Source organism: Saccharothrix sp. CB00851 (assembly GCF_001905065.1).
Classification (GTDB): domain Bacteria; phylum Actinomycetota; class Actinomycetes; order Mycobacteriales; family Pseudonocardiaceae; genus Actinosynnema.
Window position 1 is genome coordinate 1 of record NZ_LWLC01000014.1, and the last position, 13070, is coordinate 13070.

Genomic DNA, 13070 nt, shown 5'->3' on the forward strand with positions numbered 1-13070 from the left:
ATGATCAACCGGGGTGCACGTCACCGACCGGGACCTTAAACGGCAAGCTCAGGGCCTGTTCCCGCCGACGGCGCTGGACGGCGGTGGGCACGTGCCCGCGCAGGTACTGCTCGGCATCGCCACGCAGGAGTCGAACACCTGGCAGGCGGCCAAGTTCGCGGTGCCGGGGATGACGGCGAACCCGTTGATCGGCAACTACTTCGGAATCGACTACTACAACGGCGACGAGGGGGACGACTGGACCATCCGGTGGGACAAGGCCGACTGCGGTTACGGCGTCATGCAGATCACCGACGGAATGCGACTGGCAGGCAAGGAACGGCCCGGTGAGATCGCGATGCCGTACGACAAGCAGCGGGCGATCGCGCTCGACTTCGCCGCCAACATCGCCCGTGGCGTGCGGATGCTGCAAGACAAGTGGAACGAAACCCGCCGCGCCGGGCTGACGATCAACAACGGCAGCGCCGACCGGCTGGAGAACTGGTTCTTCGCGGTGTGGGCGTACAACTCCGGCTTCCACCAGAATCCGGGTAACGGCCAGCCGTGGGGAGTCGGCTGGCTCAACAACCCGGTGAACCCGCGTTACCCGGCCGACCGGCCCCCGTTCATGGAGACCTCGTACGCCGACGCCGCGCATCCGCAGCACTGGCCTTACCCGGAGAAGGTGCTCGGTTTCGCGGGGCACCCGATCGAGCTGATCGAGAGCCCCGGCACGCTGGTCCACGCCTTCCGGCCGGCCTGGTGGCTGACCGACGCCGACCGCTGGGCCGTGAAGCCGCCCACCGTGCAGTTCTGCGACACCAGCAACCAGTGTGTGCCGGGCAAGGAGTTCCCGCCGCAGGCCGATGAGGTGCTCGGTGAGCCTGCCGGGCCCTGCGCGCACAAGAACAGCGCCGGTGAGTACGACCTCAAGTGCTGGTACCACCAGCCGAACACGTGGAAGGCCAACTGCCAGGACAGCTGCGGACGGGAGCTGCTGCGGTTCGACCCGGGTTACGCCTACCAGGAGGACGGCACCAGCTACCCGCCGGTCTGCTCGCTGTCGGGGCTGCCGTCCAACGCACTGGTGGTGGACAACCTGCCGCAGAACGTGCCCTCGGTCCGTCCCGGCTGTGCCAAACCACCCAGCTCGGGCACCTTCTCCCTCGCTTTCAAGCAAGCCTCGAACGGCAACTACCCCGGCAAGATCGACGTCCACCAGATCGGCGCCGCCTACGGCGGGCACTTCTGGATGAGCAACACGCACGACTCCGAAAGCCGTGAAGCGGTCGGTACCTGGACGCTGAACCAGGTCCGCACCGGCCCGATGAAGATCCTGGCGCACATTCCCGATCCAGGTGCCCGGACCCGGCTCGCCGAGTACCGCGTCAACGCCGAAGGCGGGGAGCGGGGCCGGTTCATCAGCCAGGAGTGCAGCGGGAACCGGTGGCTCAACATCGGCACCTTCATGTTCAACGGCACCCAACCGCGCGTGAGTCTGAGCAACCGCACCGCCGACGGGGACGGTACCGGGACGTGCCTACGCCGAGGGCCGCCGAGCCCCGCAGCTCACCGACGCCTCGGGAGCGGCGGCGCCCACCAACGCCTCGTGCGTCCGGGCGCAGACCACGGGTGGCGGTTCGACCGGTTACCGGCCGATCCTGAGCCAGTCGGGACCGGTGAACGCCGCCGCGGCCTGGCGCGACCGCATCGACGGTGACGGCCGGATTCCCGCCGGGCTCAAGCAACTGGTGGCCGACGTCTGGGAGATGTTCTTCAACGCCGGCGCCGTCGCCGGGGTGAGCGCGTCCGCCTTCAACGACGCACCGCCGATCTGGCAGGAACTGAACTTCCTGGCCTGCGTGGACGGCACGGTGCGCAAGGTCGACCAGTGGACGCCGATCCTGCGAGCCAGCTGGATGCCGGACAACTACCTCTATCACCGAGGACTGGCCATCGACCGGAACGGCGTCCGCACCGGGAACACCCAGCCCGTCCTGCGCGGTGACTGGTTCAACTTCACCAAGGTCCCCGAGGTGGGATCGGACACCGCGTACGGCCCGTGTCGCGGCATCGGCCTGCACGAACGAGCAGGCAATCCATGGGAGATCACTCCGGTCGTCCCCGCCGACCCCGGCGCCAACCCACCCTTCCGGAGATTCTGCTCCAACGCGTGAGAACAGTCCGCTTCACGGCGTGGTGCCCCGTTCGCGCAGGACGTGGGCGAACGGGGCACCATCTCCTCCGACTCGGCGGGCGCGCAGGACGGCGGCGCGGTCGCTCGCGCGTACCGCGACGCGAAGCTGATGGAGATCATCGAGGGCAGCACCGAGATGTGCCAACTCCTGCGGCCGAACAGGCCCTGATGGTGGCGCCGTGATGGGTGGAGGGGGAGCCGTGTCGACCGACAGCCCGATGGTGAAGTGCCTGGTGTGGGACCTCGACAACACGCTGTGGAAGGGCACCCTGCTGGAGGACGACGCCGTGGTGCTGGCCGACGAGGTCCGCGACGTCGTCCGGGAACTGGATGCGCGTGGCATGCGTTCACCCCGAAGTTCAAGGCTGGGCCACCGCGGACCCCCTGCGCACCGACCTGGTCACCAAAGCCCTGGCCAACGCCGTGCGACACCGCCCCGTCCTTGGGTGTCCTTAATTCGGTCGCGGACAACAGCCCGGGTCGGTGCGAAACCGCATTCCGGCGGGTTCACCGATTTTGTAACGGCGGCTCGCCCCGAGACGACTACCTGACATACCCGCCGATGCCAAGCGAGGACATGTGAAACTCTCGGAATTACTCGGGCTGCCGAAGATCACCGCGGACGACATCAAGAAGACGGAGGAGTACGCGCAGGTCCGGGACCACGCCGGGGAGGAGGCTTCGGTCCTGGCGTGCCGGATGCAGCTGCGCGGCAGCGTGAAGAGGGCGGTGGACTCGGCTGACCTGGCCGGCCGGCAGCTCACCGCGTTCGGCGCCATGAGGAAGCTCGCGGAGCGCGCGCCGCTGCTTTCGTGGGTCCCGTCCGGACCGGGCGGCAACAACGCCTTCGTCCGGCTGATCGACGGTGATTCCGACACGTTCCCGTTCGACGTGCCCTCGACCACGGTGAACTGCTGGGAGGTGATCCTGCTCGCGGTCATGCTGGACGGCCAGATCACCGGGACGCACAACCTGCGGGTGGCCTACGGCGAACGGCCCCACAACTTCGAGGCGGAGTTGACCACGCGGCTGATGGGCGGCGTGCTGCTCCCCTACACCGGCAGGACCGTCGGCACCCCGATCGCGGGCGACATCGTCCTGTTCGACGGCTTGGCGCACGTGGCGATGGCGACCGGCGTCCACACCGAAGGTCCGATGATCAGCCCTGAACACCCGACCGGGGCGCAGGTCATCAGCTTCTGGCCCGCCCCGCTGCAGAAGTCGTTCGGGCCGGGCGCCCGGACGACGGTCGGCTACACGACCATCGAGGCACTCCTGGCCTGGCACGACGACAACAACCGTCCCCGGCCGGCGGTGACGTTCGGCTCGCCGGACTGGTCGATCCTCAACTGAGCCCGTGGGCGGGTCAGGCCCGTCTCACCCGACGTGCGCCGGCGGTGTCCGCCCTTCGCTGCCGACCAGGTGCTCCCGCACTCGGGCGGCAGCGGGCGGACCGTAGGTCTCGCTCATCCGCCGCAGGAGTTCGACGACGTCGAACTCGTACTCCTGGGAGCCGACGTTCTCCAGCACGAGCGTCGCGAACGCGCACCCGAGCTGCGCCGACCCTTCCAGGTCGAGCCCCCAGGAGAGCCCGCCGAGGAAACCGGCGCGGAAACCGTCCCCGACACCGGTCGGGTCGAGCACGGACCGCGCTCGCACGGCCGGCACGTGCACGGTCGGTTCACCGTCGATCTCGATGCGAGCCCCGGAATCGCCGAGGGTGGTGACCCAGGCACCGACCTTGCCGAGCACCTCGTCCCGGCTCCACTTCGTCTTGTCCAGCAGCAGCGCGTGCTCGTACTCGTTGGTGAGCAGGAACTTCGCGCCCTCCACGACATCGCGGACCTCTTCGCCCGTGAGACGTGCGAGTTGTTGCGAGGGATCCGCCGCGAAGGGGTAGGCGCGTGCCCGGCACTCCGCGCTGTGCCGGAGCATCGCACCGGGGTCGTTCGGGGCCACGACGACGAGGTCCACGCCGCCGATCGCCGAGACGATCGGCGCCAGTGCGATGTCCCTCGCCTCGCTCATCGCTCCGGCGTAGAACGACGCGATCTGGTTCTCGTCCTGGTCGGTCGTGCAGAGGAACCGCGACGTGTGCAGCTCCTGGGACACGTGGACGAAACCGGTGTCGACCCCCGCCTGCTCCAAGCGCGCGCGGTAGCCGTCGAAGTCCCGGCCGACCGCACCGACCAGCACGGGCGCCAGTCCCAGCTGCCCCATCCCGAAGCAGATGTTGGCGGCCACGCCACCGGGGTGGACGTCGAGCCTGTCGACGAGGAACGACAGGGAGACCTGGTCGATCTGGTCGACCAGGAAGTGCTCGCCGAAGCGACCCGGGTAGGTCATCAGGTGATCGGTGGCGATCGACCCGGTGACGATGATCCGGTCGTGGGCGGTGGTCGTGTCCGTGCCGTTCACCCGTTCACCTGCTGCCTCAGCGCCTGCGCGCGGTCGGTGTTCTCCCACGGCAGCTCGATGTCGGTGCGGCCGAAGTGGCCGTACGCGGCGGTCGGGGCGTAGATCGGGTGCAGCAGGTCCAGGTCGCGGATGATCGCGGCCGGACGCAGGTCGAAGACCTCACCGATCGCCTGCTGGATCTTGGTCGGGTCGACCGTCTCGGTACCGAAGGTCTCCACGAACAAACCCACCGGCGCCGCCTTCCCGATCGCGTACGCCACCTGCACCTCGATCCGCGTGGCCAGACCCGCGGCCACCGCGTTCTTCGCCACCCACCGCATCGCGTACGCCGCCGACCGGTCCACCTTCGACGGGTCCTTGCCCGAGAACGCACCACCACCGTGCCGCGCCATACCACCATAGGTATCGACGATGATCTTGCGACCGGTCAGACCCGCGTCACCCATCGGACCACCGATCACGAACCGACCGGTCGGATTCACCAGCAACCGCACATCCGTGGTGTCCAGACCGAGCACCTCGACCTCCGGCGCCACCACGTGCTGCCGAATGTCGACACCGAGCAGCTTCTCCAGGTCGATCCCGTCCGCGTGCTGCGTGGACACCACCACCGTGTCCAACCGCACCGGCTGGTCACCCGCATACTCGATCGTGACCTGCGTCTTGCCGTCCGGACGCAGATACGGCACCGTGCCGTCCTTGCGCACCGCGGTCAACCGCCGCGACAACCGGTGCGCCAGCGCGATCGGCAACGGCATCAACTCAGGCGTGTCCGTGCAGGCATACCCGAACATCAGGCCCTGGTCGCCCGCACCCTGCTTGGCGATCTCGTCCTCGGCACCCTCGACCCGCTTCTCGAACGCCGTGTCCACGCCCTGCGCGATGTCGGGCGACTGCGAACCGATCGCCACGTTCACACCGCACGAATAACCGTCGAAACCCTTGGCCGACGAGTCGTACCCGATCTCCACGATCCTGTCCCGCACGATCGACGGGATGTCGGCATACGCCTCGGTCGTCACCTCACCCGCCACGTGCACCTGACCAGTGGTGACCATCGTCTCCACCGCCACCCGCGAACGCGGGTCCTCGGCCAGCAACGCGTCCAGGATCGAGTCGCTGATCGCGTCACACATCTTGTCCGGGTGCCCCTCGGTCACCGACTCACTGGTGAAAGACCTGTGCATCATGCGTCCTCTCTCGAGCCGCCGTGGGCGCCGTGCCCGCCGGACCGTCGTCAGCCGGCTTCGCCTTCGGCGTAGGGACCGTGGAACAGGTTGTCCGGGTCGTACTGCTGCCGCAGCTCGCGCAGCCGCTTCCAGTTCTCGGGCTTGAACGACCGCTCGTGGCGCGTCGGGTGGTGCACGATGTCGACTTCGCCGATGTAGTGACCGGTGGTCACCTCGTGCAGGTCGTCGACGAGGGCGCGGTGCCAGAGGTGGTTGGCCTCGTCCTGCTCCTGCCCGGCCCAGGCCGCGTAGCTCAGGGTCAGCGTGCGCCCGGTCATGGAGAACGCGGCGTCGGGGTGCGGCGAGGCGATGCCCCGCGGACCGGTGGAGAACCACGTCGTCGCGAACGACTGCCGGGACGGGGCGCGGAGGTAGTGGTCACGGCTGCGGCGCAGGACCTCCGCCGGTGAGTCCGACCACGCCGTGTCGGCGAGGTACCGCAGCCCCACGGGCCACGCGGCGAGGCTGGGCAGCAGCAGCGCGTCGATCGGCGTCGCCTGGTCGCGATCGACCTGGAGGCACTCGTCGAGCACGGGGCTCTCGTCGAGCACGGACATGACCGCACGCGCCTCCTCGAGCGAGTCGACGAACGCGGTCGCGCTGAGCATGCACACGTACCCGTTGTCCGCCTCGGCCGCCTCGGCGAGCTGGGGTGGCGCCGGCTGCATGAAGATCGAGACCTCAACCGCCTCCGGCAGCCGGGTCACCGCGCTGTCGAACCACTCGGCCAGCCTGTCCACACTGGACATGGGGTAGTAGTAGGTGTTCGACGTGATCGCGCGCGGCTCGGGGTGCAACCGCAGCGAGTACTCCGTGATGACGCCGAAGAAACCGGGGCCCGCGCCGCGGACCGCCCACAGCAGGTCGCGGTCGTGCTCCTCGTCGGCGACCACGACGGTCCCGTCCGCGGTGACGACCCGGGCGCCCGACACGTTAAGGCAGCCGGGCCGCCAGGCGTTGGAGTTCCAGCCGAGGCCGCCGTTGAGCAGGAAGCCGCTCATGGGGACGGTCGCGCAGTGCCCGACGGGAAAGGCCAGGCCCTCGGCCGAGAGCAGCCGGTTGAGCTCCTGGCTCCGGATTCCCGGGCCGACCCGGGCCGAGCGCGACCCCACGTCGATGGACACCGCGGTGAGCGCGGACAGGTCCAGCAGCAGGCTCCGGTCGCGCTGCGAGAACCCGACCCAGTTGTGCCCGCCGCCTCGGACGGCGACCTTCAGGCCGGCGGACCGCGCGAACCGGACCGCCTCGACCACGTCCTGCTCGTCGGCCACCTGGAGGATGACCTCCGGCGAGCGGGCCGGTTTGAGCCCGTTCCAGACGAGGGTTTGCCGGAGTTCCTCGTAGGAGGCGTCGTCCCGGTGGGTGACCGTGCCCGAGGTGCGTCGCCGGAGGTCCAGGATGTCCATGCTGTTCCCGCTCTCTGCGCTGGCGTTCCCGGATCTCGACGGTAGGTCGCGCGCGGGTGGCGCGTAATCGCGCAAGCAAGCCATCCCGCGCCGTCTCCGGCGGCACTTGCGGGCGGCGGGCAATCGCGTGATCGCGTGATGTCGGGCGGCCGCGCGGTGGTTAGCGTCGGCACGGTCGGCCACGGGCCGCGCACCCGGTGGACCGCACACGTCCGGAGCGAGGGAGTCGCGCATGAGCATCCCAGCCAAGAACCTGCCCCAGGCCCACTACGTGGCCGCCGACGAAGGCCCCGGCGTCTGGGCGTTCAGCGGGGACAAGTACACGATCAAGGCAGGAGCGGCCGAGACCGACGGCGCCATGGGGCTGATCGAGGTCGTCGTGCCGCCGCTGAGCGGCCCGCCGCTGCACACCCACAAGAACGAGGACGAGGCGTTCTACATCCTCGACGGCAAGTTCCAGGTGGTGGCCAACGACCGCGAGCTGATCGTCGAACCGGGTGGGTTCATCTACCTGCCGAAGGGCACGTTCCACCGGTTCCAGAACATCGGCGGCTCGCACGGCAAGCTGCTGCTGCTGTTCACCCCGGCCGGGTTCGAGGACTACTTCCTCGACGTCGGCCTGCCGACCTCGCAGCACGCCACGGCGCCGCCCGCCGACCAGTACCCGGAGGACGTGGCCAGGTCGGTGGCGCTGGGCGAGGAGAAGTACGGGCTTCAGTACTACGAGACGTGACGTGCGATCACACCACCGAGGTCTGCCGGACCATGCCGTCCCACGCGGCCATGGCGACGTCGACCACCTGCTGCAGCTCCTCGCGGGAAGCGCCGTCGTGCGCCTGGATGGACAGGCCGTGCAGCACGGTGGTGAAGAAGGCGCTGATGGCCGCGATGTCGGCGTCGGGCGGCACGTCGCCGTCCGCCACGCCGCGCCGCAGCCGGTCGGCCACCATCGTGATGGTCGCGCGCCGGTACTCGGCGACGTACTCGCGAACCTCTTCGTTCTTCGTCTTGCCGGTGTTGGCGGCCAGCACGATCATGCAGCCGCGCGGCGTGCCGGGCTCGGTGTAGGCGACGACGTTGTTGTGGAGCAGCGCTTCCATCGACCGCCGCGCGGTGGGCTCGGCCAGGGCCGTCGCCGTGGCGTCGCTCTCCGTCTTGTCGTAGAGGGCGACGGCCTCGCGGAAGAGGGCTTCCTTGGACCCGAAGGCGGCGTAGAGGCTGGGCGAGTTGATGCCCATGGCCGCGGCCAACTCGCTGATCGACGTGCCCTCGTAGCCCTGTTCCCAGAACAGGCTCATGGCCACTCGCAGCGCTTCGGTCCGCTCGAACGTGCGAGGTCGTCCGCGTTTCGCCATCACGACCTTCCTCCCGCGTCGCCAGTTCATCTTGGCTTGACGGCCCTGTCCTGTCCAGATAGCTTTACTGTATCAAATGATACAAAATTTCGAGGGCGCGGTGGAACGGCCCGGGGCAGTGCGGCGTCCGTGACCGCACGGGACCGCGCGGGATGTCGGCTCGGGCGGCACGGTAGGAGGTCAGCCGGTGCGTGGTGACGAAGTGCTGGACGAGACACGAGTGAAGGCGAAGGCGATTACTGTGGCCTGGGTCATCCTGATCGGTGCTGGGTTCCTCGAAATCATCTGGGCGATCTCGATGAAGCACTCGGAGGGCTTCACCCGGCTGTGGCCCACCGTCATCGGGCTGGTGACCGCCTGGACCAGCTTCATCCTGCTCACCTTCGCCCTGAAGAGCCTGCCGGTGGCCACCGCGTACGCCGTCTGGGCCGGGATCGGCGCGGTCGGCACCGCGCTGGTGGGCATCGTGCTGCTGAACGAGGGCACCTCGCCGCTCAGGCTGCTGTTCCTCTCGTTGATCACGATCGGCATCGTCGGGCTCCACCTGATCGGGGGCTGACCCGGCACGCCGCCCGGCCGGCGGCGGAGGTGTGGCACCGGCCGCCGCGGATGGCGTGAACGCGTGATGTGCGGACTCGGCGTGCGCTGAATCCTGTCGGCCTGTGCCCGTCACACCGACCCGGAGGTCCGCACGGATGAGCCCGTTATCCCGTCGAACGATCCTGACCCGCGGCGCGCTGCTCGGAGGCGCGACACTGGTCGCGCCGGCCGTGCACCCGGGCACGGCCGCCGGCGCACCGAGCACTTCGGTCGAACACGCGCTCGACGTGCGCCGGGGCGACCCGCGCCACCCGAGCCTGTCCAGGGGGCAGAACCAGCGCTGGGTGAGCAACCCGGAGCGGATCAGGCTGCCCCGCACGACCGAGCAGGTCGTCGACGCGGTGCAGGTCGCGGTCGCCGAGGGCAAGCGCATGTCGGTGCGCAGCGGCGGTCACTGCTACGAGGGCTTCGTGGACCACCCGGAGACCCAGGTGATCATCGACATGTCCGACATGACCAAGATCGAGTACGACCCGCGGCACAACGCGGTGATGGTCGAGGTCGGCGCCACGCTCGGCGAGGTCTACGAGACGCTCCACAAGCGCTGGGGCGTGACGCTGCCGGGCGGTTCCTGCCACCCGGTCGGCGTCGGCGGCCACGTCGCGGGCGCGGGCTACGGCCAGCTCAACCGGCTGCACGGCGTGATCGTCGACCACCTGTACGCGGTGGAGGTCGTGGTCGTCGACCGGCGGGGCCGGGCCCGCGCGGTGACCGCCACCCGTGACGCCGGCGACCCGAACCGGGACCTGTGGTGGGCGCACACCGGCGGAGGCGGCGGGAGCTTCGGCGTCGTCACCCGGTACTGGTTCCGCTCGCCGAACGCGGTCGGCACCGACCCGTCGCGCCTGCTGCCCAAGCCTCCCTCCGAGCTGTGGACCCACCGGGTGCAGTGGCCGTGGGAGGGTATCGACGAACGGCGCTTCGCCACGCTGCTGCGCAACTACGGCACGTGGCACGAGAAGAACAGCGGCCACGACAGCCCGTACGCCGGTTTGTTCGCCCGGCTGGAGCTGACCACCAGGCCGACCGCGCCGCTGTACATGATCATGCAGATCGACGCCGGTCTGCCCGGCGCCGAGCGGCTGATGGACGACTTCGTCGCGGCGGTCGGCGCGGGCGTCGGCCTGAGGGAGGTGACCGACCGCAGGCGGATGCCGTGGTTGCAGTCGACCGGCTGGCCGGGTCTGTGGATGAGCAACCCGACGGAGCGCTACAAGCACAAGTCGAGCTACCAGCGCAAGGGGTTCAGCGAGAACCAGATCGGCGCGTTCTACCGCTCCCTGAGCGAGACCGACCACCAGCACGTCGGTTTCGCGGTCTCGATCGCGTCCTACGGCGGGAAGGTCAACACCGTCGCGCCGGGCGCGACCGCGCAACCGCACCGCGATTCGGTGATGAAGCTGCTGTGGGGCACGAGCTGGGCGGAAGCGGTGGACGACGAGCGCAACCTCGCCTGGCACCGCGAGTTCTACCGGGCGGTGCACGCGGAGACCGGTGGCGTCCCGGTCATCAACGACCGGACCGACGGCTGCTTCATCAACTACGCCGACGTCGACCTCGGCGACCCCCGGTGGAACACCTCGGGGGTGCCCTGGAGCACTTTGTACTTCAAGGACAACTACCCGCGGTTGCAGGCTGTCAAGGCCCGCTGGGATCCGAGCAACCTGTTCCGCCACGCGCAGTCGATCCGCCTCCCCGGCTGATCGCCGACCACGTCGGCGCGCTCAATCACGAGAACGCGGGATGAGCGGTCGGCGGGCGCCCGGCCATGCTGGAGCCGGAGTGCGGCGGCCACGCAGGACTGTCGCGCGAGGAGAGTCCGGCACCACGGCACGAGGAGGATCTCGATGGTTGGCAGTCGGTTCGCCGGTGGGGACCGCGGCGGGTATCGCCGCGAACTCGACATCGCGGTGGTGGGCGCCGGCGTGATCGGCCTCGCCACGACCGAGGCCCTCGTCAGGCGCGGTGCGGACGTCACCTGTTTCGACGGGCGCCCGCCGGGGAGCGGACTCTCCGGCGGGCTTACCCGGACCTTCCGCAACCGCCACGACGACCCGCGCGTCGTCGGCCTGGCGGTCGCGGGCCGTGCGGGCTTCCGCGGGTGGGAGGAACGCCTGGGGCGCAGGCTGATCGGTGACGAGGGCACGGTGTACGCCGGCATGGACGAGGCGGACGCCGCCGGGTTGCGGGCCAACGACGTGCCGCACCACTTCGCCGAGCCCGAACGCCACCGCGAGCTGTTCGGGCCGCTGGCGCCGGTGTCCGGCCGGCTGCTCGTCGACCCGGGTAGCGGCGCGATCCGCGCGGGCCGCACGATCGACGCGCTCACCGGGTGGGTCGGCGACCGCATCATCCCCGCGGACATCCACAGCGTCACGGTGCCGTCCGACGGCGGCACGGTGGAGATCCAGACCACCGAGGCGATCTACCGGGCCCGGCACGTCGTGATCTGCGCGGGCACCGCCGTGCCGCGACTCGCCGCCGGGGTCGGGTTCGAGGTCCCGCTGAGGCAGGCCCTGCACGCCCGGCCCCACTTCCGGGTCCGGGAGGAGTACCGCGGCGAGCCGCTGCCCTGTTGGGTCGACCGGTCGGGCGAGTTCGGCGAGTGGGTGTACGGCTCGCCCATCGGCTCGACCGGCAGCTACGTGTTCGGTCTCATCGGCCCGGACGTCGACGTGCCCTTCGACGCCAGGGGCGCGCTGCCGCCGGGGTCCACTATGGACGTGCACGTCGAGCGGTTGCGCTCCTACGTGCGCAAGGCGATGCCGGGGCTGGACCCGGAGCCGGTCGGGATCCGGGTCTGCGTGATGACCAAGCTGCCCGTCGGCAGCGACGGGTTGCGGGTCTGGCACCGGCCGGGCGTCAGCGCCGTCGCGGGGCACAACCTGTTCAAGCTCGCGCCGGCGCTCGGGGAGCTGCTGGCGGACACGGCGCAGCGCGACGAACTGCCCGCGATCCTGCGGGAGATCGGTGACTCGGCGATGGAGGTGGTCTGACGTGGCCGGCGACATCGGCCCGACCGTCGTGCTCGGCGGTACCGGCACCATCGGTTCCGCGCTGCTCGTGGAGCTGGCCGCTCGCGGCGTGCGGCCGTCGGCGGTGGTCCGCCCGGGATCGGCCGGGCCACCGCACGACCTCGCCGACGTCGTCGAAGGCGACCTGACCCGACCGGAGGGCTTGTTGCCGGCGTTCAGCGGCGCCCGGTCGCTGTTCCTGCTCACGCCGTTGCACCCGGACCAGGACTCGTTGCAGCGCGGGATCATCGACGTGGCGAAGCAGGCGGGGGTCGAACGGGTGGTGAAGGTCTCGGCGCTCGGCGCCGACCCCTCCGCCCGGTGTGGATTGCACCGCCAGCACGGTGTCGCCGAGGCGGCCCTCGCGGAATCGGGCCTGCGTCACACCGTCGTGCGGCCCAACGGTTTCATGCAGAACATGCGACAGTGGCTGCCGGGCATCACCGCCCGCGGTGTCATCGCCCTTCCGGTCGGTGACGCGAAGGTCAGCTGGGTCGACGCGCACGACGTGGCCGCAGTGGCCGCGGTGGCGCTCACGGACCCGGCGTTGGACGGCTCCGTGCTGGAGGTGACCGGTCCGCAGGCGTTGGACTACCCGACCGTGGCCGGGCACTTCGCCCGCGGGCTGGGCAAGGAGGTCCGGTTCGTCGACGTGTCGCCGGAGGCCGCTTTCGACGTCATGACCGGAGCCGGGATGCCGCCGTGGGCGGCGGAAGCCCGGCTGGAGCTCTACGCGACCTACCGGGCCGGCGAGGCGGCCCCGGTGACCACCACCGTCCACGACGTGCTCGGTAGGCCGGCGCGGTCGCTGACGGGTGTCATCGGGGAGATCCTCCGCCGGACGCCGGTGTGACCCATCCTCTGGGGAAGAA

Annotated in this window: 12 protein-coding genes and 1 pseudogene; 9 read left to right on the forward strand and 4 right to left on the reverse strand. The window is 69.9% G+C overall.

Annotated elements, in window-relative coordinates; genetic code table 11:
* Nucleotides 1-13: 13 nt before the first annotated feature.
* The 4 genes and pseudogenes from A6A25_RS16010 to A6A25_RS16020 all read left to right on the forward strand — a co-directional run bounded on the left by A6A25_RS16010 (nucleotide 14) and on the right by A6A25_RS16020 (nucleotide 3529).
* Nucleotides 14-1699: a golvesin C-terminal-like domain-containing protein gene (locus A6A25_RS16010; RefSeq protein WP_073890604.1), complete on the forward strand. Its 1686-nt coding sequence runs from the start codon at nucleotides 14-16 to the stop codon at nucleotides 1697-1699.
* Nucleotides 1659-2156 carry a hypothetical protein gene (locus A6A25_RS16015; protein WP_073890607.1) on the forward strand — a complete coding sequence of 166 codons (498 nt, stop codon included), beginning with the start codon at nucleotides 1659-1661 and terminating at the stop codon, nucleotides 2154-2156. The genes A6A25_RS16010 and A6A25_RS16015 overlap by 41 nt, the downstream gene beginning before the upstream one ends.
* 72 nt (nucleotides 2157-2228) lie before the next feature.
* Nucleotides 2229-2359, forward strand: a pseudogene (locus tag A6A25_RS43015) (acyl-CoA dehydrogenase family protein); the annotation flags it as partial.
* A 396-nt stretch (nucleotides 2360-2755) separates the two neighbouring features.
* A complete protein-coding gene (locus A6A25_RS16020; RefSeq protein ID WP_083668378.1) occupies nucleotides 2756-3529 on the forward strand; it encodes a hypothetical protein in 774 nt (257 codons plus the stop codon).
* 24 nt (nucleotides 3530-3553) lie between these two features.
* Here the strand turns inward: A6A25_RS16020 and A6A25_RS16025 are convergent, their stop codons facing one another.
* The 3 genes from A6A25_RS16025 to A6A25_RS16035 all read right to left on the reverse strand — a co-directional run bounded on the left by A6A25_RS16025 (nucleotide 3554) and on the right by A6A25_RS16035 (nucleotide 7229).
* Nucleotides 3554-4522, reverse strand: a complete 969-nt coding sequence (locus A6A25_RS16025) for a carbohydrate kinase family protein (RefSeq protein WP_073890889.1) — start codon at nucleotides 4520-4522, stop codon at nucleotides 3554-3556.
* A gap of 68 nt (nucleotides 4523-4590) precedes the next feature.
* On the reverse strand, nucleotides 4591-5781 hold the full coding sequence (gene metK, locus A6A25_RS16030) for a methionine adenosyltransferase (protein WP_143193193.1): 1191 nt from the start codon (nucleotides 5779-5781) through the stop codon (nucleotides 4591-4593).
* A gap of 50 nt (nucleotides 5782-5831) precedes the next feature.
* Nucleotides 5832-7229: an FAD-binding oxidoreductase gene (locus A6A25_RS16035; protein WP_073890613.1), complete on the reverse strand. Its 1398-nt coding sequence runs from the start codon at nucleotides 7227-7229 to the stop codon at nucleotides 5832-5834.
* Nucleotides 7230-7461: 232 nt separating this feature from the next.
* On the opposite strand from A6A25_RS16035, the gene A6A25_RS16040 reads away from it, so the two are divergent.
* Nucleotides 7462-7962 carry a cupin domain-containing protein gene (locus A6A25_RS16040; protein WP_073890616.1) on the forward strand — a complete coding sequence of 167 codons (501 nt, stop codon included), beginning with the start codon at nucleotides 7462-7464 and terminating at the stop codon, nucleotides 7960-7962.
* A gap of 7 nt (nucleotides 7963-7969) precedes the next feature.
* Here A6A25_RS16040 and A6A25_RS46315 read toward each other — a convergent pair whose 3' ends face one another.
* Entirely contained in the window at nucleotides 7970-8584 is a 615-nt protein-coding gene (locus A6A25_RS46315; RefSeq protein ID WP_073890620.1) for a TetR/AcrR family transcriptional regulator, read from the reverse strand.
* A 187-nt stretch (nucleotides 8585-8771) separates the two neighbouring features.
* Between A6A25_RS46315 and A6A25_RS16050 the strand changes: the two genes are divergently transcribed.
* From A6A25_RS16050 to A6A25_RS16065, 4 genes are all read left to right on the forward strand, one after another.
* Nucleotides 8772-9143 carry a DMT family transporter gene (locus A6A25_RS16050; RefSeq protein WP_443217057.1) on the forward strand — a complete coding sequence of 124 codons (372 nt, stop codon included), beginning with the start codon at nucleotides 8772-8774 and terminating at the stop codon, nucleotides 9141-9143.
* A gap of 136 nt (nucleotides 9144-9279) precedes the next feature.
* Nucleotides 9280-10887 (forward strand): FAD-binding oxidoreductase, encoded by a 1608-nt coding sequence (locus A6A25_RS16055; protein WP_073890621.1) that lies wholly within the window; start codon nucleotides 9280-9282, stop codon nucleotides 10885-10887.
* 144 nt (nucleotides 10888-11031) lie between these two features.
* Nucleotides 11032-12180: an NAD(P)/FAD-dependent oxidoreductase gene (locus A6A25_RS16060; RefSeq protein WP_073890622.1), complete on the forward strand. Its 1149-nt coding sequence runs from the start codon at nucleotides 11032-11034 to the stop codon at nucleotides 12178-12180.
* 1 nt (nucleotide 12181) lies between these two features.
* Entirely contained in the window at nucleotides 12182-13051 is an 870-nt protein-coding gene (locus tag A6A25_RS16065) for an NAD(P)H-binding protein (protein WP_158073743.1), read from the forward strand.
* The last annotated feature ends 19 nt before the right edge of the window (nucleotides 13052-13070 follow it).